General features: G+C 73.6%; 22 protein-coding genes. 15 read left to right on the forward strand and 7 right to left on the reverse strand.

What is annotated here, in order from left to right; translation table 11 throughout:
• Nucleotides 1–42 precede the first annotated feature (42 nt).
• Nucleotides 43–837: a trans-aconitate 2-methyltransferase gene (locus tag ACTWLT_RS23695; protein ID WP_445320274.1), complete on the forward strand. Its 795-nt coding sequence runs from the start codon at nt 43–45 to the stop codon at nt 835–837.
• Nucleotides 834–1,859, forward strand: coding sequence for an adenosine deaminase (locus ACTWLT_RS23700; protein ID WP_445320275.1), 1,026 nt, complete (start codon nt 834–836; stop codon nt 1,857–1,859). The genes ACTWLT_RS23695 and ACTWLT_RS23700 overlap by 4 nt, the downstream gene beginning before the upstream one ends.
• Nucleotides 1,860–2,074: 215 nt before the next feature.
• On the opposite strand, the gene ACTWLT_RS23705 is transcribed toward ACTWLT_RS23700, so the two are convergent.
• Both ACTWLT_RS23705 and ACTWLT_RS23710 read right to left on the reverse strand, forming a co-directional pair.
• Nucleotides 2,075–3,475 carry a HAMP domain-containing sensor histidine kinase gene (locus ACTWLT_RS23705; RefSeq protein WP_445320276.1) on the reverse strand — a complete coding sequence of 467 codons (1,401 nt, stop codon included), beginning with the start codon at nt 3,473–3,475 and terminating at the stop codon, nt 2,075–2,077.
• A gap of 29 nt (nt 3,476–3,504) precedes the next feature.
• Nucleotides 3,505–4,194, reverse strand: coding sequence for a response regulator transcription factor (locus ACTWLT_RS23710; RefSeq protein WP_252420316.1), 690 nt, complete (start codon nt 4,192–4,194; stop codon nt 3,505–3,507).
• Nucleotides 4,195–4,267: 73 nt separating this feature from the next.
• Between ACTWLT_RS23710 and ACTWLT_RS23715 the strand changes: the two genes are divergently transcribed.
• On the forward strand, nt 4,268–5,188 hold the full coding sequence (locus tag ACTWLT_RS23715; protein ID WP_445320277.1) for an ADP-ribosylglycohydrolase family protein: 921 nt from the start codon (nt 4,268–4,270) through the stop codon (nt 5,186–5,188).
• A 260-nt stretch (nt 5,189–5,448) separates the two neighbouring features.
• On the opposite strand, the gene ACTWLT_RS23720 is transcribed toward ACTWLT_RS23715, so the two are convergent.
• Nucleotides 5,449–6,360 carry a DUF1775 domain-containing protein gene (locus tag ACTWLT_RS23720; protein ID WP_445320278.1) on the reverse strand — a complete coding sequence of 304 codons (912 nt, stop codon included), beginning with the start codon at nt 6,358–6,360 and terminating at the stop codon, nt 5,449–5,451.
• A 220-nt stretch (nt 6,361–6,580) separates the two neighbouring features.
• On the opposite strand from ACTWLT_RS23720, the gene thrS reads away from it, so the two are divergent.
• Nucleotides 6,581–8,590, forward strand: a complete 2,010-nt coding sequence (thrS, locus tag ACTWLT_RS23725) for a threonine--tRNA ligase (protein ID WP_445320279.1) — start codon at nt 6,581–6,583, stop codon at nt 8,588–8,590.
• Nucleotides 8,591–8,635: 45 nt separating this feature from the next.
• Here thrS and ACTWLT_RS23730 read toward each other — a convergent pair whose 3' ends face one another.
• Nucleotides 8,636–9,364 (reverse strand): D-Ala-D-Ala carboxypeptidase family metallohydrolase, encoded by a 729-nt coding sequence (locus ACTWLT_RS23730; protein ID WP_445320280.1) that lies wholly within the window; start codon nt 9,362–9,364, stop codon nt 8,636–8,638.
• A 172-nt stretch (nt 9,365–9,536) separates the two neighbouring features.
• On the opposite strand from ACTWLT_RS23730, the gene ACTWLT_RS23735 reads away from it, so the two are divergent.
• The gene (locus ACTWLT_RS23735; RefSeq protein ID WP_252419219.1) at nt 9,537–10,049 is read left to right on the forward strand and encodes an HIT family protein; all 513 of its coding nucleotides are present in this window, start codon (nt 9,537–9,539) and stop codon (nt 10,047–10,049) included.
• 13 nt (nt 10,050–10,062) lie between these two features.
• On the opposite strand, the gene ACTWLT_RS23740 is transcribed toward ACTWLT_RS23735, so the two are convergent.
• Complete coding sequence (locus ACTWLT_RS23740) at nt 10,063–10,545, reverse strand: hypothetical protein (protein WP_445320281.1); 483 nt, start codon at nt 10,543–10,545, stop codon at nt 10,063–10,065.
• Between the two features lie 98 nt (nt 10,546–10,643).
• Between ACTWLT_RS23740 and ACTWLT_RS23745 the strand changes: the two genes are divergently transcribed.
• Complete coding sequence (locus ACTWLT_RS23745) at nt 10,644–11,702, forward strand: aldo/keto reductase (RefSeq protein WP_252419100.1); 1,059 nt, start codon at nt 10,644–10,646, stop codon at nt 11,700–11,702.
• Nucleotides 11,703–11,757: 55 nt separating this feature from the next.
• Here the strand turns inward: ACTWLT_RS23745 and ACTWLT_RS23750 are convergent, their stop codons facing one another.
• Complete coding sequence (locus tag ACTWLT_RS23750) at nt 11,758–13,914, reverse strand: elongation factor G-like protein EF-G2 (protein ID WP_445320282.1); 2,157 nt, start codon at nt 13,912–13,914, stop codon at nt 11,758–11,760.
• Nucleotides 13,915–14,164: 250 nt separating this feature from the next.
• On the opposite strand from ACTWLT_RS23750, the gene pgsA reads away from it, so the two are divergent.
• The 8 genes from pgsA (at nt 14,165) to ACTWLT_RS23790 (ending at nt 20,988) form a co-directional block, all read left to right on the forward strand.
• Nucleotides 14,165–14,794, forward strand: a complete 630-nt coding sequence (pgsA, locus tag ACTWLT_RS23755; RefSeq protein ID WP_252419102.1) for a phosphatidylinositol phosphate synthase — start codon at nt 14,165–14,167, stop codon at nt 14,792–14,794.
• A gap of 103 nt (nt 14,795–14,897) precedes the next feature.
• The gene (locus tag ACTWLT_RS23760) at nt 14,898–15,830 is read left to right on the forward strand and encodes a phosphatidylinositol mannoside acyltransferase (protein ID WP_445320283.1); all 933 of its coding nucleotides are present in this window, start codon (nt 14,898–14,900) and stop codon (nt 15,828–15,830) included.
• Between the two features lie 57 nt (nt 15,831–15,887).
• Nucleotides 15,888–17,048 carry a glycosyltransferase family 4 protein gene (locus ACTWLT_RS23765; RefSeq protein WP_445320284.1) on the forward strand — a complete coding sequence of 387 codons (1,161 nt, stop codon included), beginning with the start codon at nt 15,888–15,890 and terminating at the stop codon, nt 17,046–17,048.
• An 82-nt stretch (nt 17,049–17,130) separates the two neighbouring features.
• Nucleotides 17,131–17,634, forward strand: a complete 504-nt coding sequence (locus ACTWLT_RS23770; protein WP_445320285.1) for a hypothetical protein — start codon at nt 17,131–17,133, stop codon at nt 17,632–17,634.
• A 138-nt stretch (nt 17,635–17,772) separates the two neighbouring features.
• Entirely contained in the window at nt 17,773–18,690 is a 918-nt protein-coding gene (pdxS, locus tag ACTWLT_RS23775) for a pyridoxal 5'-phosphate synthase lyase subunit PdxS (RefSeq protein ID WP_308209590.1), read from the forward strand.
• A 44-nt stretch (nt 18,691–18,734) separates the two neighbouring features.
• Entirely contained in the window at nt 18,735–19,337 is a 603-nt protein-coding gene (pdxT, locus tag ACTWLT_RS23780; RefSeq protein ID WP_445320286.1) for a pyridoxal 5'-phosphate synthase glutaminase subunit PdxT, read from the forward strand.
• Nucleotides 19,338–19,609: 272 nt separating this feature from the next.
• Complete coding sequence (locus tag ACTWLT_RS23785) at nt 19,610–20,362, forward strand: YebC/PmpR family DNA-binding transcriptional regulator (protein WP_252419106.1); 753 nt, start codon at nt 19,610–19,612, stop codon at nt 20,360–20,362.
• A gap of 8 nt (nt 20,363–20,370) precedes the next feature.
• Complete coding sequence (locus tag ACTWLT_RS23790; RefSeq protein WP_445320336.1) at nt 20,371–20,988, forward strand: ribonuclease FAU-1 family protein; 618 nt, start codon at nt 20,371–20,373, stop codon at nt 20,986–20,988.
• Nucleotides 20,989–20,999: 11 nt separating this feature from the next.
• On the opposite strand, the gene ACTWLT_RS23795 is transcribed toward ACTWLT_RS23790, so the two are convergent.
• Nucleotides 21,000–22,025 (reverse strand): RICIN domain-containing protein, encoded by a 1,026-nt coding sequence (locus tag ACTWLT_RS23795; protein WP_445320287.1) that lies wholly within the window; start codon nt 22,023–22,025, stop codon nt 21,000–21,002.
• Nucleotides 22,026–22,279: 254 nt separating this feature from the next.
• Here ACTWLT_RS23795 and ACTWLT_RS23800 point away from each other — a divergent pair, with 254 nt between their 5' ends.
• Nucleotides 22,280–23,350, forward strand: coding sequence for a peptidoglycan-binding protein (locus ACTWLT_RS23800; RefSeq protein WP_445320288.1), 1,071 nt, complete (start codon nt 22,280–22,282; stop codon nt 23,348–23,350).
• The last annotated feature ends 28 nt before the right edge of the window (nt 23,351–23,378 follow it).

Raw genomic sequence — 23,378 nt, forward strand, 5'->3', positions numbered from 1 at the left:
CCGTAGGGTAAACAAGACGGACGTACGGTTTGGGAGGCGGCGATGTGGGACCCGGCCACGTACCTGCGCTACGGCGACGAGCGGTCCCGGCCGTTCCACGACCTGGTCGCCCGGATCCCGGCCGAGCGCCCCCGGACCGTGGTCGACCTCGGCTGCGGCCCCGGCCAGCTCACCGCCACCCTCGCGCAACGCTGGCCCGCCAGCCGGGTCATCGGCCTCGACTCCTCGCCCGAGATGATCGAACAGGCCGCCGCCCTGGACACCCCGGTCGACTTCGCCGTCGCCGACGTACGGGACTGGCACCCGGCCGGTGACGAGGACGTCCTGGTCACCAACGCCGTGCTCCAGTGGGTCCCCGGCCACCGGGAGCTGCTGCGGCGCTGGGCCGCCGAGCTACCCGCCGGCGCCTGGCTCGCCATGCAGGTCCCCGGCAACTTCGACGCCGCATCGCACCGCGCGCTGCGGGAGGTCGCCGGCCGGCCGGCCTGGCGCGCCCGACTGGCCCCGCTGCTGCGCGCCGACCCGGTCGACGATCCGGCCGACTACGCGGCGCTGCTGACCGGTGCCGGCTGCGCGGTGGACGCCTGGGAGACTACCTACGTGCACCTGCTACCGGCCCGGCCCGCCGCCGACCACCCGGTGCTGGCCTGGATGGAGGGCACCGCCCTGCGCCCGGTCCGGGCGGCCCTGGACGCCGCCGGCTGGTCCGCCTTCCGGGCCGAGCTGGGGGTCCGCCTCGCCGCCGCCTACCCGCCGCGGCAGGGCCAGGTGTACTTCCCGTTCCGCCGCGTCTTCGTCGTCGCCCGAACGGGCGACCGTGCCGAGGAGAACCCGTGACCGACCTGCCCACCTTCATCGCCGGACTGCCCAAGGTGGAGCTGCACGTGCACCACGTCGGCTCCGCCTCGCCCCGGATCGTCGCCGAACTGGCCGCCCGGCACGAGGGACGCACCCCGGTGCCGGCCGACCCGGCGGCGCTCGCCGACTACTTCGAGTTCCGCGACTTCGCGCACTTCATCGAGGTCTACCTGAGCGTCGTGGACCTCATCCGCGACCCGGAGGACGTCTGGATCCTCACCCACGAGGTGGCCCGGGAGCTGGCCCGCCAGCAGGTCAGGTACGCGGAGCTGACCATCACCCCGTACTCGCACGTGCGCCGGGGCATCCCCGCGCCGGCCTTCTGCGAGGCGATCGAGGACGCCCGCAAGCGCGCCTCGGTCGACTTCGGCCTCGACCTGCGCTGGTGCTTCGACATCCCCGGCGAGGCGGGCCTGCCGGCGGCCGAGGAGACGCTGCGCATCGCGCTGGACGAGCGCCCGGACGGGCTGGTCAGCTTCGGCCTGGGTGGCCCGGAGATCGGCGTACCCCGGCCGCAGTTCCGCCCCTACTTCGACCAGGCCCGGGCGGCCGGGCTCCACTCGGTGCCGCACGCGGGGGAGACCACCGGCCCGCAGACGATCTGGGACGCGCTGAACGAGCTGGGCGCCGAGCGGATCGGGCACGGCATCTCCGCCGCGCAGGACCCGGAGCTGCTGGCGTACCTGGCCGAGCGGCAGATCGGCATGGAGGTCTGCCCGACGTCCAACCTGCGGACCCGGGCGGTGGCCACCCTCGACGAGCACCCACTGCCCCGGCTGGTCGAGGCCGGGCTGCTGGTCACCATCAACTCCGACGACCCGCCGATGTTCGGCACCACCCTGAACGACGAGTACGCGGTGGCCGCCCAGCTGCTCGGGGTGGGTCCGCAGGGGCTGGCCGGGCTGGCCCGCAACGCGGTGACCGCGTCCTTCCTCGACGAGGCCGGGAAGCAGCGGATCATCGCCGAGATCGACGCCCACCTCGCCACCGCCGCCGGCTGAGCGGGTCGTGGAGCAGGGCGCGCGGCGGGAGCTTGGGTGTGGGGGGACCTGACTCCCGCCGCGCGCGCGGCTCCACCGGTCGGTGGGTGCACTCGGTGCGGCCGGCCGGTGGAACTGGTGGGTTCGTGCTTCGATCCTGACAGCCCGTCGCCGCCGGACCACGATCGTTAACCGCGATCTAAGGAAGACTTGCGCCGGCGCACAGCCGGGTCCGGTCAGCCGTCGGTGGGGCGCTGGCGGGGCCAGCGACGACCGGTCTTCTGGTCCCGGGCGTCCCGAGCCATCCGGCCGACCAGACCGAACCTGCTGACCTGCCGGGGCGTGGCCTCCGGGTCGGCCAGCAGCATCACCACGCTGGCTCCGCCCAGCCGGGCACGGTCGATGCTCACCGATCCGTTGGCCTGCAACGCCACCCGCTTGGCGATGTCCAGGCCCAGCCCTGTCGAGCCCTGGTCGCTGGCACCCCGGCGCAGCGCCCGGTCCGGGTTGGCGATGCCGGGGCCGGCGTCGTCGATCCGGATCGCCACGTAGCCGTCCCGGCGGGACACGGCCACCTCGAACGCCGTGCCCTGGGGGGTGTAGCGGAAGACGTTGCCGATCACCGCGTCCAGCGCGGCGGCCAGCTCGGCACGCGGCACCGGCGCCGGGATGCGCAACTGCGCGCCGTTCACCCGGTGCGGCCGGTTCTGGTCGCCGGCCAGCGCCGCCCAGAACACCATCCGGTCCCGGACCACCTCGCTGACGTCACACATCGCCGGCCCGGCCTCGTGCGCCACCGCCTTGCGGGTGGTCTTGATCAACACGTCGATCTCACCCTCCAGGGTGACGATCGCCTGGCGGATCCGCCGGATGCCGCGCCGCCGGTCCAGCTCCGCCTCCGAGAACGAACCCACGCTGGTGTCGTCGGACTCCAACGCCTCCGCGTCCAGCCGCAGCACGGTCAGCGGGGTGCGCAGCCGGTGCGACAGGTCGGCCACCAGTTCCCGCTCGTCGGTGCGGGCCGCGTCCAGCCGGTCGGCCATGCGGTTGAAGGCGTACCCGGCCTCAGCCAGCTCGCGCGGGCCGGTCGGCTCCACGCGTACGCCCAGGTCGCCGTCGCCGATCGAGAGCGCGGCCTTGACCAGACCGCGGGTCGAGTCCACCGCGCGGGCGGCGACCCGGTCGACCACGACCACGGCCGCACCGACCATCGCCGCGCCCACCGCGAGCAGCAGCAGCCAGGTGCCGCCGGAGCCCTCGCCCAGCGCCGAGTCGGGGACGAACACCTCGACGACGGCGGTCCGGTCACCGAGGACCACCGGGTCCAGTCGGATCAGCCCGCCGTCGACGTCCACGTCCAGAGAGCGCCGCTCGGCACGCGCCCGGTCGAGGTCGTCGCCGGCGGCGCGGCCGGCGGACTCGTCCAACCCCAGCCCGTGCACCACCGGCCGGCTGGCAGCGCCCTCGCCGCTGGCCACCACGGCCCGCTCGACCACCGCCGCGTCGGTGCTCACCGCCAGCGCCCCGGTCACGAGTGCGCTGCGCCGGGCCGCGTCGGCGATCGCCTCGTCCCGATTCTGCTCGCCCAGGCTCAGCCCGAGCGGGATCAGGAAGGCTAGCGCGACGAGGCTGCACATGCCGGCCGTGAGCAGGGCCAGCGCCGTCCTCAGTCCGGCGCCACCAGCCGGAATCCGACCCCCCGCACGGTGCGCAGGTAGCGCGGCTTCGCCGCGGACTCGCCCATCTTTCGGCGGAGCCAGTACAGGTGAACGTCGATGGTCTGATCCTCGCCGACCGATGGCTGCCGCCATACCTCCTCCAAGAGTTCCCGGCGGGACACTACCCGCCCGGGTCGTGCGGCGAGATAGGCCAGCAGGTCGAATTCCTTGCGGGTCAGCGCCAGCGGCTCCCCGTCGAGCAGGGCGCTGCGCTCGCCGACGTCCACCCGCAGCCCGCCCACGGTGTGCACGGCGGGCTGCACGGTCCGGCTGGCCCGCCCGGCCCGGCGCAGCACGGTCATGATCCGGGCGTCGAGGTGGGCGCCGGTGAAGGGCTTGACCATGTAGTCGTCGGCGCCGGCGCGCAGCAGCTTGACCACGGACTGCTCGTCGTCCCGGGCGGTGGCGATGATGATCGGGACGTCGGTGATGCCGCGCAGCATCCGCAGTGCGTCCGAGCCGTCCAGGTCGGGCAGGCCGAGGTCCAGCACCACGAGGTCGGGTGTCTCCGCCGCGACCCGGCGCAGAGCGTCCAGCGCGGTGCCGACGGCGTGCACCGCGTGCCCCCGGTCGGCCAGGGACCGCAGCATCGCGCCGCGTACGACGTGATCGTCTTCGACCAGGAGCACGGAGGCCACCCCAAGACCGTACTGGGCCTGGCAAGTTGATCGCGTTGCGACGTACCTGGCGAGCGGGCAAGCTGGTACGACGATGTCCTTCACCCTGTTCGCCGACGCCCGCCTGGCCCTCGCCCGGGACAGCCTCGCCGGCCTGTCGACCGGCGACGCGCTCGGCGAACAGCACTTCCTGCTGGGGCCACAGCCGGCGGATCTCGCCGCGGGCACCCTGCCGCCGGGGCCCTGGGAGTGGACCGACGACACCGAGATGGCCTGCTCGGTCCTCGCCCAGCTGGCCGAGTTCGGCGGCATCGACCGGGACCGGCTGGCGCTGGCGTTCGCCGAGCGTTGCGACCCGCGCCGGGGCTACGGCCCGGGCGCGATGATGATCCTGCGCCTGATTCGCACCGGCACCCCCTGGCCGGTGGCCGCCGCGTCCGCCTTCGACGGCCAGGGCTCCTGCGGCAACGGCGCGGCGATGCGGGTCGGCCCGTTGGGCGCGTACTTCGCCGACTCGACCGCCCGCGCCGCCGCGCAGGCCCGCGCCTCGGCCGAGGTGACCCACGCACACCCGGAGGGGATCGCCGGTGCGGTCGCGGTGGCGGTCGCCGCCGCGCTGGCCGCCCGGGCCCGCCTCGACGGGCACCGGCCGGCCCCGGAACGGCTGCTCGCCGGAATCGCCGCCGCTGTCGACCCGGGCACCGAGGTGCACCGGAGTGTGCAGCGGGCGGCGGGACTGCTCGGTCGACCGCTGCCCCGGGTGGTGGCGGCGCTCGGCAACGGTTCCCGGGTGACCGCCCAGGACACCGTCGGGTTCACGCTCTGGGTGGCCGCCACCCACCTGGACGACTACCCGGCGGCGATCCAGGTCTGCCTGCGAGCCGGTGGGGACATGGACACCACGGCCGCCATCGCCGGCGCGGTGGTGGCGGCGCACACGGGCGTCGGCACGCCCGGCGGGGTGCCCGAGCCGTGGCTGGCCGCCCGCGAGCCGCTACCCGCCTGGGCGGCCTGAGCGTCCCTTGTTCCGCCCGCCCGGGTGCTCTGACCAACCTGGCGCTCTGTCCGCCGGGCGCTTCCGACGTCGCCGCGTCGAACCGCCGGCCGGCGAAGGCCCTCCGGCCGTCGTCGGGCCCATGCTGCTGCCCTTTGCTCTGCTTCAACCCGCGCAACGGTTCGGGCCAGTGGCCGTTGCCTCCGTTGAAGCAGAGCAAAGGGCGTGCATGGACCTGGCCGGGCGCTATGGAGCGAGTCTGGCGGCGGTGCGGGCCGGGCTCAGCCGGCGCGGATCGGAGTGCCCACCGACGTCGGCTCCGCGTCGGCCGGTGCCGGCACGTCCGGCACGTCCGGCACCGAATCGGTCGGGGCCGCCTCGTCGTCCGCCTCGCCGGTCACCTCGGCCAGCGCCGCGCCCTCGGCAGGGTCGCGCCGCCGCCACCGGCTGACCAGCCAGCCGATCGCCGCGCCGCCGCCCAGCCCGGCCAACAGTCCGGCGGCCAGCATCGCGTCGGCGCTGCCGGACTCCTCGGCGGGGCCGTCCGCGCGGTCCACCGGCGCGCCGGCGGCGTTACCGGCACCGGGGTCGGTCGCCGCGCCGGCCGCCGGGGCGCCGCCGTGCCCACCGTGCCCGGCCGGGCCGGCCGCGCCCGCCGCCGCCGGCAGCAGGGTGAGCACCGGGGCCCGGTGCGGCCCGTTGGCGTCCGCCCAGCGGACGACCGTGCCGTCGACGTACGTCTGGATCACCTCGAAGGTGAGCCGCTCGGCCTGCGGCAGCGGACCCATGGACAGCGCCAGCCGGGCCGGCCCGGGTTCGCTCTCGCCGACCCGGATCCAGGTCACCGCGGTGGTCACCGTGCTCACTCCGCTCGAGTGGATTCCGGTGACCGGCTGGTCCAGGGTGCGGGAGCTGATCCGGGGAGCCCAGCCCGTCACCGACATCGGGTAGACCTCGGCCACCGGCGCGTCGGCCGGCAACCGCACCTCGATCTGGCGGGTCGTCGTGCCGGCCCGCTCCTCCGGCACGGTGAACTCCAGCCGCACCGCGTCGCCCTGCCGGGCCTGCGTCGGGGTGGTCGTCACGTCCGCCGCGTGCGCCGTGCCGGGCCATCCGAGCAGCAGCCCGGCGGCGGTCAGCGCGGTCACCGCCGCGATCCGCCGCCGGCGGCCACCGCCGTGCGTGCTCGCCATCTCGTGCCCCCATCCGTGTCGACGCGACCGGCACCGGTTTCCGGCCACACCTCCTAGTTCGGCTGCGGGCGTCGAAAGGTTCAACGCCGGCCGCCACCCGCGCGCCTTTCCTCCGCCGCGGCCGTTAGGAAGGTGCCCTTCCCTGGGCTGGGTGGGTGGACCGATAGCATCGGCAGGAGCCGAGGATCGGCACCGTTTCGTACCGCATGGAGGAGTCACCGTGTCCGCACCCCGTACCCCCGCCGTGGCCGACCCCGTCGTCGTCGCCGCCGGGACCACGGCGGCCGACGCGGTGGCCGCGGCCGGACTGCCCGCGAACGGCCCCAAGGCGATCGTCGTGGTCCGCGACCCGGAGGGTCAGCTCCGTGACCTGGACTGGGCGCCGGCCGAGGAGACCGTCGTGGAGCCGGTCAGCCTGGATTCGCCCGACGGGCTCAACGTCCTGCGCCACTCCACCGCGCACGTGCTGGCCCAGGCCGTGCAGGACATCTTCCCCGAGGCCAAGCTGGGCATCGGCCCGCCGATCGAGAACGGCTTCTACTACGACTTCGACGTCGACAAGCCGTTCCAGCCCGACGACCTCGGCAAGGTCGAGAAGCGCATGCAGGAGATCGTCAAGTCCGGGCAGCGGTTCCGTCGTCGCCGCTTCGGCAGCCTGGACGAGGCCCGCGCCGAGCTGGCCGACGAGCCGTTCAAGCTGGAGTTGATCGAGGTCAAGGGCGAGGGCCTGGACACCGACGAGGTGATGGAGGTCGGCGGCGGCGAGCTGACGATCTACGACAACCTCGACGCCAAGGAGGACAAGGTCTGCTGGTCGGATCTGTGCCGGGGCCCGCACCTGCCGAACACGCGGCTGATCGGCGCGTTCAAGCTGATGCGCTCGGCCGCGGCGTACTGGCGTGGGTCGGAGAAGAACCCGCAGCTCCAGCGGGTGTACGGCACCGCGTGGCCGACCCGCGACGAGCTGAAGGCGTACCTGAAGCTGTTGGAGGAGGCCGCGCGGCGCGACCACCGCAAGCTCGGCGCGGACCTCGACCTGTTCAGCTTCCCCGACGAGATCGGCTCGGGCCTGGCGGTCTTCCACCCCAAGGGCGGGATCATCCGCCGGGAGATGGAGAACTACTCCCGCCAGCGGCACGAGGCCGCCGGGTACGAGTTCGTCAACACCCCGCACATCACCAAGGCGCAGCTGTTCCAGACCTCCGGTCACCTGCCGTACTACGCCGACACCATGTTCCCGCCCATGCAGCTCGAGGGCGCGGACTACTACCTCAAGGCGATGAACTGCCCGATGCACAACCTGATCTTCAGGTCGCGCGGGCGGTCGTACCGGGAGCTGCCGCTGCGGATGTTCGAGTTCGGCACCGTCTACCGGTACGAGAAGTCCGGCGTGGTGCACGGTCTGACCCGGGTACGCGGGCTGACCCAGGACGACTCGCACATCTACTGCACGCGCGAGCAGATGGCCGGCGAGCTGTCCACGCTGCTCAGCTTCGTGCTGGACCTGCTGCGCGACTACGGCCTGGACGACTTCTACCTGGAGCTGTCGACCCGGGACGACTCGCCGAAGTTCATCGGCGCCGACGAGGACTGGGCGGAGGCGACCGAGGCGCTGCGGACCGCTGCCGCGACCTCCGGCCTGGAGCTGGTGCCCGACCCGGGTGGCGCGGCGTTCTACGGGCCGAAGATCTCGGTGCAGGCCCGTGACGCGATCGGCCGCACCTGGCAAATGTCCACCATCCAGGTGGACTTCAACCAGCCGGAGCGGTTCGGGTTGGAGTACCAGGCCGCCGACGGCAGCCGGCAGCGGCCGGTGATGATCCACCGTGCGTTGTTCGGCTCGATCGAGCGGTTCTTCGGGGTGCTCACCGAGCACTACGCGGGGGCGTTCCCGGCCTGGCTGGCCCCGGTGCAGGTGGTCGGCATCCCGATCCGCGAGGACCACACCGACTATCTGCACGGCTTCGTCGCGGCGCTGCGCGCCGAGGGCATCCGTGCGCAGGTGGACGCGGGTGACGACCGGATGCAGAAGAAGATCCGTACCGCCCAGCAGCAGAAGATCCCGTTCATGGTGATCGCCGGCGACGACGACGTGGCCGCCGGCACGGTCTCCTTCCGCTACCGGGACGGCTCGCAGCGCAACGGGGTGCCGATCGCCGAGGCGGTGACCCACATCCTCGACGTGGTCAGCTCGCGGACCAACATCGGTCCCTCCGCCGCGGCGGAGTAGCGGGCCGGCGCGGCGAGCGGTCGCCGCGCCGGCCCGGTCTTTGCGTCAGACCCCGCAGGTCGGCGCCGACCAACCTCCGACCGCCGCGACGTGGGTGTGGTCGTTGTGGTCCGGGTAGCCGGGGCCGAGGATCTGCCCGAAGCCGTGGTAGCGGGCCTGCTGGGCCAGCCGGCACAACGACGGTGACCCGACCAGGTCCACGGCGTCGCCGTACAGGTGCCGGCTGTTCGACGCCCCGCCGACCGCGCTGTTGCAGGCGTAGCTGCGGAAGGAGCTGCTGATCGCGATGGGCACGTCCCCGAGGGCGTGTCGCAGGGCCTGGAGCTTCCACATCGAGACGAGCGCGTTGGCCCGCGCGGTGCTCGCCGAGACCGCGCCCCCGGCCCAGGTGCTGTTGCAGTTGTTCAGCTCGGCGTAGCTGAAGTTCGCCGGCGTGCAGTCGTCGTCCTGGAGGGCGTAGATCCGGTTGAAGGTCTGCGGGCCGGCGATGCCGTCCGCGGGCAGCCCGTACGCCTGCTGGAAGCGGATCACCGCGGAGCGGGTGCCGGGACCGTACGCGCCGTCGAGGGCGAGCACGGCGCCGTAGCCGGGGTAGCCGGCCACCCGGATCTGGAGTTGCCGGACGTCGTCGCCGGACATCCCCTGGGACAGGGTGCGACCCCAGGTGTAGCAGCCGTCGGCGTGGGCCGCGCTGGCGGTGACGGTGATGCCGGTCATGGTGGTGGCGGCGGCCAGGGCGAGCGTCGCCAGGATTCTGCCGAGCCGTCGGATCATGGAGCCCTCCATCGCTATATGGAAGTACGTGGATGCATGGAATCTTCAGGCGTGAGTCTTGGTTCGTCAACAACTTTCAGCCTCGGAGTTCCTGAACGGCGCGTGTCGCGACCCGACGGGGGGTCCGTAGGATCGGGTCGTGACAGGGGCGGAACGGCACACGGACAGCGGCATGGCCGACGGCCTGGAGCGGCTCTGGACGCCGCACCGGATGACGTACATCTCCGGCGAGGACCGCCCCGCCGAGGGCTACGAAAAGCCCACCGGCTGCCCGTTCTGCCGGGCACCCGGGCTGCCGCCGGAGGAGAGCCTCGTCGTGGCCCGCGGTGAGCACGTCTTCGCGGTGCTCAACCTCTACCCGTACAACCCGGGGCACCTGCTGGTCTGCCCGTACCGGCACGTCGCCGACTACACCGACCTCGACGTGGCGGAGACCATCGAGCTGGCGTCGTACACCCAGACCGCGATGCGGGTGATCCGCAAGGTGAGCAACGCGCACGGCTTCAACCTGGGCATGAACCAGGGTGGGGTGGCCGGCGCCGGCATCGCCGCGCACCTGCACCAGCACGTCGTGCCCCGCTGGGGCGGCGACGCCAACTTCATGCCGGTGATCGGCCGCACGAAGGTCCTGCCGCAGTTGCTCGGCGACACCCGCGACCTGCTCGCCCGCGCCTGGCCGTCCTGACGGTCGCGGCGGGCTAGCCGGCGCGCAGCAGAGCGGTCAGCTCCGGCCAGCTCCCCACCCGGTGTACGCCGGGCAGCAGCGCGGCGTGTGCGGCGACCTCCGCCGGGCGGGGCCGGAACAGGTAGCGGTGCGGCACCGAGTCGAGGTAGCCGAGCACCTCCAGCTTGTCGTCCACGAAGTGGGTCAGCCCGAGTCGCCGGGCGATCGGCGCCTTGGCCGGCCGGGTCCGGCAGAAGTGCACCCGCTCGACGGGGATGCCGGTGCGGGCCGGGAAGTCGTGGTGGGCCAGCCACTCCCGGGTCCGCCGCTCGGTGGCCTCGCCGCACTTCGAGACCAGGTGCACCTCGTCGAACGCCGGGCCGAGCGCCGCGAGCGCGTCGAACGCACCCTCGACGGCGGGGGTGCGCAGGTAGTGCTCGCCGAAGAAGGACGTGTCGGCGTCCTCGTCGGCCGGCTCGATGATCACGCCGCCAATGTCCACACCCAACCGCCGCATGGCGCCGATCATGCCGCACCGCGGGGGCAGCCGCGCTCTGGCGTCCCGGGCTCGGGAACCGCTACGCCCCGCCCGGGTGGAGGTGGCACGATCGTTCGATGGCAGTCACGACACGGACGTTGGGGCGCAGCGGCATCGAGGTCAGCGCCCTCGGCATGGGGTGCTGGGCGATCGGTGGCCCCTGGGCGGAGGGCAGCCAGCCGCTGGGCTGGGGCGCGGTCGACGACGACGAGTCGGCGCGGGCCGTACGCCGGGCGCTCGACCTGGGCGTCACCCTCTTCGACACCGCCGACACCTACGGCGCCGGGCACGGCGAGCGGGTGCTCGGCCGGGCGCTCGCCGGCCGCCGCGACGAGGCCGTGATCGCCACGAAGTGGGGCTACACGTTCGACGAGGCGAGCCGGCAGGCGACCGGGGAGGACGCGTCGCCGGCGTACCTGCGGCGGGCGGTGACCGACTCGCTGCGCCGGCTGGACACCGACCGGATCGACCTCTACCAGCTGCACCTGGCCGACCTGCCGGTGCCCCGGGCCGAGGCCCTGATCGGCACCTGCGAGGAGCTGGTGACCGAGGGCCTGATCCGGGCGTACGGGTGGAGCACCGACCGCCCCGACCGGGCCGCCGCGTTCGGGCACGCCGCCGCGGGTGCCACCGCCGTGCAGCACACCCTGTCGGTGCTGCGCGACGCCCCCGAGCTGCTCGCCGTCTGCGACAAGTACGACCTGGCCAGCGTCAACCGGGGCCCGTTGGGGATGGGGCTGCTCACCGGGAAGTACTCGGCCGGTTCGACGCTGCCCCGCGACGACGTACGCGGGCTGACCCCGGGCTGGCTGGAGTGGTTCCGCGGCGGCCGGCCGGCACCGGAGTGGCTGCGCCGCGTCGGTGCGGTCCGTGCCGCTCTCACCGCCGACGGGCGCAGCCTGGCGCAGGGCGCGTTGGGCTGGATCTGGGCCCGCAGCGGGCGCACCATCCCGATTCCGGGCTGCCGTACGGTCGCCCAGGTCGAGGAGAACGCCGCCGCGCTGCACCGGGGGCCGCTGCCGCCGGACCAGTTCGCCGAGGTGGAACGCCAGCTCGCCGCCCTGCGTACCGCCGCCCTGCGCGACGCCGACCGCCCGCACTGGCCCCGTCCCACCCACCCCACCACGCACCCCTGACCGCGCGGCCGTCACCACCTCTGGCCGCGCGGCCCTGCGGGCGCGGGTGCGCGGGTCAGGGAGTGTGTTCCTTGCGGGCCTGGTCGGCGAGGTGAGCGGGCATCGGGTCGTGGCGGACGAAGTGCCGGCGGAAGGTGCCGGTGCCGGCGGTCATCGAGCGCAGCTCGACGGCGTAGCGCAGCAGCTCGCTGGCCGGCACCTCGGCGCGGACCAGGGTACGGCCCTCGGCGTCCTGGTCCGGTTCGGTGCCGAGCACCCGGCCGCGCCGGCCGGACAGGTCGCCCATCACGGCGCCCACCGAGCCGTCGGGCACCCGGATGGTCACCTCGTCGATCGGCTCCAGCAGCGCCGGCTGGCCGCGCTCGGCGGCGTCGCGCAGCGCCAGGGCCCCGGCGGTCTGGAAGGCCGCGTCGGAGGAGTCGACGCTGTGTGCCTTCCCGTCGACCAGGGTCACCCGCAGGTCCACCACCGGGTGGCCGGCGACGAGGCCGCGCTCCAGTTGGGCGCGGACACCCTTCTCCACCGACGGGATGTAGTTGTGCGGCACGGCGCCGCCGACCACCCGGTCGACGAACTCGAAGCCGGCGCCCCGGGGCAGCGGCTCCACCTCGATGTCGCAGACCGCGTACTGACCGTGGCCGCCGGACTGCTTGACGTGCCGGCCGTGCCCCTTCGCCGGCACGGTCAGCGTCTCGCGCAGGGACACCTTGACCGGCTCGGTGTCCAGCTCGACGCCGCCGGCGCGCAGCCGGTCCAGCACCACGTCGGCGTGGGCCTCACCCATGCACCAGAGCACCAGCTGGTGGGTCTCCGGGTTGCGCTCCAGCCGCAGCGTCGGGTCGCCGGCGACCAGCCGGGCCAGGTTGCGGGCCAGCGCGTCCTCGTCGGCGCGGCTCCGGGCGACGATCGCCACCGGCAGCAGCGGCTCCGGCATCTCCCACGGCGCGATCAGCAGCGGGTTGTCCTTGGCCGAGATGGTGTCGCCGGTCTCGGCGCTGCCCGACTTGGTGATCGCGCAGATGTCGCCGGCCACGCAGAGCGCGACCTCGCGCAGGGTCGCGCCCAGCGGGGTGTAGATGTGCCCGACCCGCTCGTCGGCGTCGTGGTCGGGGTGCCCGCGCTCGGCCATGCCGTGCCCGGAGACGTGCACCGTCTGGTCGGGGCGCAGCGTGCCGGAGAAGACCCGGACCAGCGAGACCCGCCCGACGTGCCGGTCGATGGTGGTCTTGACCACCTCGGCGACCAGCGGCCCGTCCGGGTCGCAGGTCAGCGGCGGGCGTGGTGAGCCGTCCACGCCGGTCACCGCCGGAAGCTGGTGCTCCAGCGGCGACGGGAACGCGGCGGTCAGCACCTCCAGCAGCGCGTCCAGCCCGACGCCGGTCTCCGCGCAGACCGGCACCACCGGGTAGAAGTGGCCCCGGGCGACGGCCTTCTCCAGGTCCTCGATGAGCACCTGCGTGCCGATCTCCTCGCCGTCGAGGTACCGGTCCATGAGCGTCTCGTCCTCGCTCTCGGCGATGATCCCCTCGATCAGCTCGTTGCGGGACTCGTCGATGGCCGGCTGGTGCTCCGGGTCCGGCTCGCGTACGTCGGCGGGAAGCCCGGCCGTGTAGTCGAAGACCCGGCGGGTGATGAGGCCGAGCAGGCCGACGGTGGAGACGCCGTCGTCGCCGAGCATCGGCAGGTACAGCGGCATCACGTTGTCGCCGAAGACCCGCTGGCAGAGCGCCACCGCGTTGTCGACGTCGGCGCGCGGGTGGTCCAGTCGCGTCACCGCGACGGCCCGGGGCATGTCGACCGCCGCGCACTCCTCCCACAGCGCCGCGGTGGCCGCGTCCATCCCGTCGACGGCGCTGACGACGAAGAGCGCGGCGTCGGCGGCCCGCAGCCCGGCGCGCAGCTCACCGACGAAGTCGGCGTAGCCGGGGGTGTCCAGCAGGTTGACCTTGATGCCGTCGTGCAGGAGGGGTGCGCAGGACAGGCTCACCGAGCGCTGCTGGCGTACGGCCGCCGGGTCGTGGTCGCCGACGGTCGTGCCGTCCACGACGTTGCCGGCCCGGCTGATCGTGCCGGTCGCCGCGAGCAACGCCTCGACCAGTGTTGTCTTGCCCGCTCCGGAGTGGCCGACGAGCACCACGTTGCGAGCCGTGCCGGGTTCGGTCACCACCGGCGCGCCGCCGGTGGGACCCTTCTCCTGACTCTTCTGCGCCATGAGGCGCACCTCCCTCAGCCGGTGGTTGGTGGCGACCGCCGCGCGACGGGAAGCGGCCCGGGGCGAGTGCGCGGCGATATCCTCCGGTGGTCTGCTGCACAGCGGGAACGGGACGGCCGGGCGGGTGAGCTGGCTCACCTCCCGGCTCGATCTCACACCCGTTGTCGGGTAGGCACAAGCCTCCTCCGGGCGGGTCGACGGGACCGGCCGTATCGCCGGAGCTGGGCGGACCGTTATCGTGGGGACCGCCATGGCGAAGATCTTCCAAGTGTCGGCCCGCGCGGGGATGACCCGCGTCGTCGAGCCGATCGCACGCGCACTGCTCCGCGCAGGCGTCACCCCCAATGCCGTCACCGTTGCGGGCACCGTCGGTGTGCTCGTCGGCGCGCTCGGCTTCGGTGCCCGCGGCCATCTGGTCGCCGGCGCGATCATCGTGACCGTTTTCGCGCTCACCGACCTGCTCGACGGGACGATGGCCCGGATGAGCGGCGGCTCCACCCGGTTCGGCGCCTTCCTGGATTCGAGCATGGACCGGGTCGCCGACAGCGCCGTCTTCGGCGCGGTCGCGTACTGGCTGGCAACCCGGAACGACCATTCCGGGGTGGCCGCCGCGCTGCTCTGTCTGGCCGCCGGCGGGTTGGTCTCCTACGTCAAGGCCCGCGCCGAGGGGCTGGGCATGACCTGCAACGTGGGCATCGCCGAGCGCACCGAGCGGCTGCTGATCGTCGGGGTCGGCGGGATCCTCACCGGCGTCGGCGTCGACCCGGCGCTGGAGATCGCGCTCTGGCTGCTCGCCGCCGTGTCGATCTTCACGGTCGGGCAGCGGATGGCGCACGTCTACCGCCAGGCCCAGCAGCTCCAGCCGGACGGCCACGCGTGAGTGGAGCGACCCGTCGGGCACCGGCGCGTGGCGCCCCGCGCGCGGCGCGGCGGAGTGCCGGCGTGAGCGCGGGCCGGTCCCGGACGACCGGCGGCCGGGCCGCGTGAACCTCACCGAGCTGGGCTACCTCGCTGGCTGGCGGGTGATCCGTGCGCTGCCCCGGCCGCTGGTGGCCGCGGCGTTCCAGGCGGGCGCCGACCGCGCCCACCGCCGCTCCGGCGGGGGTACGGCTCGACTGCGCGCCAACCTGCGCCGGGTGGTCGGCCCGGAGTTGCCCGAGGCGGAGCTGGACGAGCTGGTCAAGCGCGGGCTGCGCTCGTACGCCCGCTACTGGATGGAGGCGTTCCGGCTTCCCGCGTTGAGTCGGGCGCAGATCCTGGCCGGGTTCCGGCTCGACGGCGCCGAGCTGCTCGCCGCCGACGTGGCCGCCGGCCGGGGCGCGGTGGTGGCGCTGCCGCACGCCGGCAACTGGGACGCGGCCGGCGCGTGGGTGGCGGCCACCGGCTGGCCGATCACCACGGTCATGGAGCGGCTCAAGCCGGAGGGCGTCTACGAGCGGTTCTTCGCCTTCCGCGAGAGTCTGGGCATGGAGATTCTGCCCACCCACGGCGGGCCACGGCCGGCGTTCGACGTGCTGCTGGACCGGGTGCGTGCCGGTGCGGTGGTGCCGCTGCTGGCCGACCGTGACCTCTCCGCCCGAGGGGTGGAGGTGGACTTCTTCGGTGGGAAGACCCGGATGCCCGCCGGGCCCGCGCTGCTCGCTCTGCACACCGGCGCGCCGCTCTACGTGGCCTCGATGTGGTACGAACCGGACGCCGCGTGCGCGTCGCTCGCCGGCCCGCTGCCGGTGCCGGGGCCCGAGGTGGGGCCTCTGGACCAGCGGGTCCGGTCGCTGACCCAGCTGATCGCCGACCGTCTGGCGGCGGGTATCGCCCGGCATCCGGAAGACTGGCACATGTTGCAGCGGATGTGGCTGGACCAGCGGGGGGCGCAGGGCGGCACCGCGCTGCCCTCGCCGGCCGCCGGTCAGGCCTGAGGGGGTGGGGGCACGGTGAGGTGGAGCCCCACAGTCGCGAGCGAGGGGCGCTGACGTATGCGGATCGGCATCGTCTGCCCGTACTCCTTCGACGTCCCCGGCGGGGTGCAGAACCACGTGATGGACCTCGCCGAGGCGCTGATCACGCTCGGCCACCAGGTCAGCGTGCTCGCCCCGGCCGACGAGGATTCCCCGCTGCCGGAGTACGTGGTCTCCGCCGGTCGGGCCGTGCCGCTGCCGTACAACGGCTCGGTCGCCCGGATCGCGTTCGGTCCGGTCTCGACGGCCCGCGTCCGGCGCTGGATCACCAACGGCGACTTCGACGTGCTGCACGTGCACGAGCCGCTCACCCTGAGCCTGTCGCTACTGGCCGTGCTCTCCGCGCGTGGCCCGGTGGTGGCCACCTTCCACACCGCGATGACCCGTTCGCGGGTGCTGGCCGCCGCGCAGGGTGTGCTCCAGATCGTGCTGGAGCGGATCACCGCCCGGATCGCGGTCAGCGCGCTGGCCCGCAAGGTGCAGGTCGAGCACATGGACGGCGGCGCGGTGGAGATCCCCAACGGGGTGGCGGTGGCGAAGTTCGCCGACGCCGAGCCGTTGCCCGGATGGCCGGGGGAGTGCACGCCGGGCACCGGCGGCACGCTCGGTTTCCTGGGCCGGTTCACCGAGGCCCGCAAGGGCTTCCCGGTGCTGCGCGACGCCTTCGTGGAGCTGGCCGCCGCCCGCCCCGAGCTGCGGCTGCTCGTCGCCGGTCCGGGCGACCCCGACGACCTGTACGACCGGTTCCCGGCCGCGCTGCGCGACCGGGTGACGTTCCTCGGTCTGGTGTCCGAGCCGGACAAGGCGCGGATGCTGCGCAGCGTGCACCTCTACGTGGCGCCGAACACCGGCGGCGAGTCGTTCGGCATGATCCTCACCGAGGCTCTGGCCGCCGGCACCACGGTGGTCGCGAGCGACCTGGACGCGTTCCGGCGGGTCCTCGACGGGGGGCGGGCCGGGCGGCTCTTTCCCACCGGCGACCCGGCGGGGCTGCGCGACGCGCTGGCCGAGCTGCTGGACGACCCCGCCGGCCGGGCCGCGCTGAGCGCCTGCGGCGATCAGGTGGTGGCGAATTTCGACTGGCCGGTGGTTGCCCGCCGTGTTCTGGAGGTATACGCAGCGGCGATCGAGGCAACCGACGGGCGGGTCATCGACCAGGAATGGGTGGGGCTGGGCTGAGCCGGTGTGACACATGGTGCGGGCGGTGACCGGGTGACCGGCGCGGCGGCGCCCGGACGAGGAGAAACGGAGCAGCACTACGATGCCGCACATGTGGTGGGTGGTGGCCGCGAGCGTGGTCGTGGGGCTGGTCGCGGCGTACCTCATCTGGACGGCCGGTCGGGTGGAGCGGCTGCAGGGCCGCGCGGAGCTGGCGGCCCGCGCCCTCGACGCCCACCTGCTGCGCCGGGCGGCGGCCGCGGCCGTGCTGGCCGAGCGGCGCTTCGGCGTCGAGCTGTACGCGGCGGCCCGGATCGCCCTGGACGCCCGCCCGGACGAGCGGGAGGCGGCGGAGAACGATCTGACCCGGCAGTTGCGCGGGGTGCAGCTCGACCCGGCCGATCCGGACTGCGCGGCGGTCATCGCCGCCAGCCGGCGGCTCGCCCTGTCCCGGCAGGTGCACACCGACCTGGTCCGTGACGCCCGGTCGGCGCGCAGCCGGCCGCTGGTGCGCCTGTTGCGGATGGGGCGGGGCCGGGACTGGCCGCGCTACTTCGACATCGACGACCCGACCCTCACGGTGCCGGCGGACGTGCCCGCGAACTGATCGGGGACTCTTCGGCGGGCCGGTGACGGGTGCCACTGTGCAGGCCACCGGGGGTCTGATTGGCTGTCGGTACGGCGTTGACCTCCGCGTAGCATTTTCGCTGCCACCCCCAGAGCACGTCCCGAGGAGCGCCGACCCGTGTCCGAAACCACCGCCCCGAACACCGGCACCACCCCCGTCGTCGGCACCGCCCGCGTCAAGCGGGGCATGGCCGAGATGCTCAAGGGTGGCGTGATCATGGATGTGGTCAACGCCGAGCAGGCCAAGATCGCTGAGGACGCCGGTGCCGTCGCGGTGATGGCCCTGGAGCGGGTGCCCGCCGACATCCGCGCGCAGGGCGGGGTGTCCCGGATGAGCGACCCCGACATGATCGACGGGATCATCGAGGCGGTCTCCATCCCGGTGATGGCCAAGGCCCGCATCGGGCACTTCGTGGAGGCGCAGATCCTCCAGTCCCTCGGCGTGGACTACGTCGACGAGTCCGAGGTGCTCACCCCGGCCGACTACGCCAACCACATCGACAAGTGGGCCTTCACCGTCCCCTTCGTCTGCGGTGCGACCAACCTGGGCGAGGCACTGCGCCGGATCACCGAGGGCGCGGCCATGATCCGCTCCAAGGGCGAGGCCGGCACCGGTGACGTCTCCAACGCCACCACCCACATGCGGAAGATCCGCCAGGAGATCCGCCGGCTCTCCTCGCTGCCCACCGACGAGCTGTACGTCGCCGCCAAGGAGCTGCAGGCCCCGTACGAGCTGGTCAAGGAGGTCGCCGAGAGTGGCAAGCTGCCGGTGGTGCTGTTCACCGCCGGTGGGATCGCCACCCCGGCCGACGCGGCGATGATGATGCAGCTCGGCGCGGAGGGCGTCTTCGTCGGCTCCGGCATCTTCAAGGCCGGCAACCCGGCTCAGCGGGCCGCCGCGATCGTCAAGGCGACCACCTTCCACGACGACCCGGACGTGTTGGCGAAGGTCTCCCGTGGCCTCGGCGAGGCGATGGTCGGCATCAACGTCGACGAGATCCCGCAGCCGCACCGCCTGGCCGAGCGCGGCTGGTGAGCGCGCGAGCCCCGCGGTCACGAGCGCAGGAAGCAGGGGTGAGCATGACCGGGCCCACCATCGGTGTGCTCGCGCTGCAGGGGGACGTCCGCGAGCACGTGGCGGCGCTGGCCGCGGCGGGCGCGGACGCCCGCCCGGTCCGCCGTCCGGCGGAGCTGGACGCGGTCGACGGGCTGGTCATTCCCGGGGGCGAGTCCACCACCATCAGCAAGCTGGCCGACATCTTCGAGATGCGGGAGCCGATCGACAAGCGGATCGCCGGCGGTATGCCGGTCTACGGATCCTGCGCCGGCATGATCATGTTGGCCACGGAGGTGCTCGACGGCCGCCCGGACCAGCGCGGCTTCGCCGGCATCGACATGACCGTCCGGCGCAACGCGTTCGGCCGGCAGGTCGACTCGTTCGAGGCGCCCGTGGAGATCACCGGGGTTCCGGGTGAGCCGTTCCACGCCGTGTTCATCCGCGCGCCGTGGGTCGAGCGGGTCGGTGACGGCGTCGAGGTGATCGGGACGGTGACCGGTGGCCCGGCCGCCGACCGGATCGTGGCGGTCCGGCAGGGCAACCTCCTGGCCACCTCGTTCCACCCGGAGCTGACCGGTGACCTGCGCGTGCACGCGTACTTCGTGGAGCTGGTGCGGGCCGTCTGAGCGCGGACGCCGGCCACCCCGGCACCCGGGCGGGCATGTTTCCCCGCCTCCGGTCGTTGTCTTCTGGGTGGTCCGGGTGCCCTGACGGCACCCCGAGCGGGTCCCGGGTGTGACATGCCCGGGTGTGACCTCGGTAAGATTGCCGCGGTTCGGCAGGGCCGTCGCCCGGCGCGGCATTTCCCGCGGAGCCGACCGGCCGCCGGATCACCGGATGCGGCGCGTGATCGGTGCGGCAGTCGACGCAGGCGTGGAATGACAGACGGAGGTAGAAGATGTCCGGCCACTCAAAGTGGGCGACGACCAAGCACAAGAAGGCCGTCATCGACGCCAAGCGCGGCAAGATGTTCGCCAAGCTGATCAAAAACGTCGAGGTGGCCGCGCGGACCGGCGGTGGCGACCCCTCCGGCAACCCGACGCTCTACGACGCCATCCAGAAGGCGAAGAAGAGCTCGGTGCCGAACGACAACATCGACCGCGCGGTCAAGCGGGGCTCCGGCCTGGAGGCCGGCGGCGCCGACTGGCAGACCATCATGTACGAGGGCTACGGCCCGAACGGCGTGGCGATGCTGATCGAGTGCCTCACGGACAACCGCAACCGGGCGGCGACCGAGGTGCGCACCGCGCTGACCCGCAACGGCGGCTCGCTCGCCGACGCCGGCTCCGTGTCGTACATGTTCTCCCGCAAGGGCGTGGTGATCGTCCCCAAGGAGGGCACCAGCGAGGACGACGTCATGATGGCCGTCCTCGACGCCGGGGCCGAGGAGGTCAACGACCTCGGTGAGGCGTACGAGGTGGTCTCCGAGCCGACCGATCTGGTCGCCGTCCGCACGGCGCTGCAGGACGCCGGCATCGAGTACGAGTCGGCCGAGTCGTCCCTCATCCCCAGCATGAACATTCCGCTGGACGAGGAGGGCGCGCGCAAGATCTTCAAGCTGATCGACGTCCTGGAGGACTGCGACGACGTGCAGAACGTCTACGCGAACTTCGACGTCAGCGACGACGTGATGGCCGCGGTGGACGCCTGACCGTGGCGATGCCTGACCGGTTCGCGCCGGGCGACGTGGTCGTCCGGCGCGAAGTTCTGCTCGGTGAGGTCTGGTTCGGCTGCCCGACGATCTGCGTCGAGGACTCGCCCGACCTGCTGGCCCTCTACCTCCCGCCAGGCGCCGAGTTCGGCTTCCCGGAGGCCGGCGCCTTCCCCTGCGGGCGGCACCCGTGGCAGACCGCCGGGCACCGGGCCTGGAGCGGGCACGGCAAGTTGATGGTGCAGCGTCCCGGTGAGGCGCACTCGGTCGACGTGTTCTGGACGGGTCCCGGGCGTGACTTCGCCGGTTGGTACTTCAACCTCCAGGACCCGCTTCGGCGTACGCCGATCGGGGTGGACACCCTGGATCACGAGCTGGACCTGTGGTGGGGCGCGGACGCCGACCGGTACGTCTGGAAGGACGTGGAGATGTTCGCGCAGCGCCTCGTGGAGGGGCGCTACCCGGGCATGGAGGACGCGATCCGAGGCGAGGGTGACCGGATCGCCGCCCTGCTCGACGCGGGCCAGCGCTGGTGGGACCCGGCCTGGGCGTCCTGGCAGCCCGACCCGTCCTGGCCGGTGCCCCGCTTGCCGGACGGCTGGGACAGGGTGCCGGCCGCCCGCTGAGCCGACGACCGTCAGCCGCCGGGCAGCAGGTCGACCAGGAACACCTGGTCCGCGCCGCCGGTGCACGGTTCGGCGAACGCCTCGGCCGACACCTCGGTGTCGTCGTCGCGGAGGCCGACGCACCGGTCGCTGTGGGCCGGCCGGATGCGGTACGCGGTGGGCGCCGATCCGGTGGGCTCGAAACGGAACAGCTGGGGCCACGTGGTCGGGTCGCACTTCTGCCAGGGCCAGGGTTCGAGCAGATCGCGACCCGGATCCTCGGCGCGGATGGTGAGACAGCCCGGTCCGTGCGCGGGGTGGTCCCACTTGATGAAGTACAGACCGTCGGCCACCGGCTCCACGTAGGTGTCCGGCGGGGTGGCCTCGGCGCAGGGGCGCTGGACGGCCACCTCGCTGTGGTACCGGCCGGTGCGGTCACGCCCCTCGGTGAGGCAGAGCTGAGGGGCGCGGGCGGGGCGGATCTGGCTCCGGCCGCCGCGCGGTGCGGTCGACGGGCTGACGCCGACAGTCGGCGTGGCCGAAGGGCTGCCGTCCGCCGAGGCGTGCTCTGCCGCCGTCCGCCGTTCGTCATCCGGCCGCAGGAACCACACGCCCGCGCCGAGCGCGGCCAGCAGGGCGCCGACGACGAGCAGTGCCAGCGGTGCGGGTCGCGCTGACCAGCGCGGGCGGGCCCCGCCCGGGTGCACCGCCGCCGGGGCCACGGCCGGTGCGCTGTCGCCGGCTGGTGGGTGGTCCGGCGGGGGCGATGCCGGGGCGTACGGGCCGGCGGCGAGTCGGTCCCGCACCCGCAGCCACTCCTGCACCTGGTCCTCCGCGCCGCAGGCGCGGACGAAGGCGGCCAGCACCTCGGGTCGCGGCAGGGTGGAGCGGCCCAGGACGTCGGCGGCGGTGCTGCGGGCCAGCACGTCACCGGCCGCGGCCGCGCGTTGCTCCAGTTGCCGGTAGGTGAGCCGGGACCGTTCCTTGAGCCGGCGCAGCAGATCGACGAACTCCGCCGGGCCGGTCGCCTCGTCCGGTCGTAGCTCCCCCGTGTCCATCGCCCGATTCTCCAGACACGCGTGGCCGTAGGGCAAACCGTCCCTGATGGACTGTCCGAGATGGTCGGACAGAACCCGGACAGGCCCCGCCGAGCTGCCCGGACATCCCAGGGCCGTGGCCAGGGCATTGTTCGCGTCGACCCGCTTGTCTAGCGTCGTTCCTCGATGGCCGCGCCGTTGACCGGCTCGCGGCTGGCGGGCCCCGGACCGGCACGGTCCGGTGCCCGGCCACATCGACGACACGGGGAGGTTCGATGGATGGTGCTGTCCGGGATCCGGTGCCGCGGGCGGCCACGGCGGGCCAGTACGTCGCGTCGCTCCGCGACGTACGGCGGCGCTCGGGCCTGACCTACCGGGAGATCACCCGGCGGGCCTCGGCCGTCGGGCACTGGCTGCCGCCGAGCACCCTCGCCACCATGCTGGGGCGGACCACCCTGCCCCGCGAGCGGCCCGTTGTGGCGCTGCTGGTCGCCTGCGGTACGCCGGCGGGGGAGATCGACCGGTGGGTGGAGATGCGGCGTGACATCGAGGCACGCCTCACCGAGCAGGAGCGTTCGGACACTCCGGCGACGCGGCCCGACGAGGTGGTCCCCGACGGCCCGCCCCCGAGCCCCGACGGCCCGCTTCCGGCCGCCGGCACGGTCGCACCGGACCGGCCACCACCCGAGGCGCGCCGGGTGGACGGGCCGGCTCGTGGGAGGCTCCGGCTGGGGCTGCTCGCGCTGCTCGGTGCCCTGTCGATCGGGGCGTCCGGCGCGCTGCTGCCCGGCACCGTCGGCACGGGTGGCGGGACCGCCGTTCCGCCGGCCGACGGATGTCCTCTCGTCCTGCGGCAGGGCATGTACGGCCCGTGCGTGCTGGATCTCCAGGAACGGCTGGCGGCTGGCGGGCTGCACGTACCGGTGGACGGTTGGTTCGGCCCGGACACCGCCAGCCGGGTCATGGCGTTCCAGGCGCTGGGTGGCCTGCCGGTCAGCGGCACCGTGGACGGGCAGGTCCTCGACGAGCTGTCCGGCGACCCGGTCGTGCCGGTCACCTGGCCGGAGGACCGGATCAGCAAGCAGGTGCGGCTGGTCTTCCCGGAGGACCCGGCCGGGGCAGTTCGGCTGGCCCGGTGCCTGTCGGGGCTGGACCCGTACCGGGTGGAGGTCCTCCGGGACGGGTCACGACGCTGGGGGCTCTTCCAGTTCAGCGACATGGAGTTGACGCGGTTCGGCGTCGACCGGCGGACCGCCCTGGATCCGGGCTGGAACATCCGGGCGGCGCGGGGCGTCTGGTCGCGTACCGGCGACTTCGGCCACTGGCACTGCCTGTCGTCGCCGTGACGCACGCTCCCCGCCCGGTCGGTGGACC

Source organism: Micromonospora yongxingensis, from assembly GCF_052601155.1.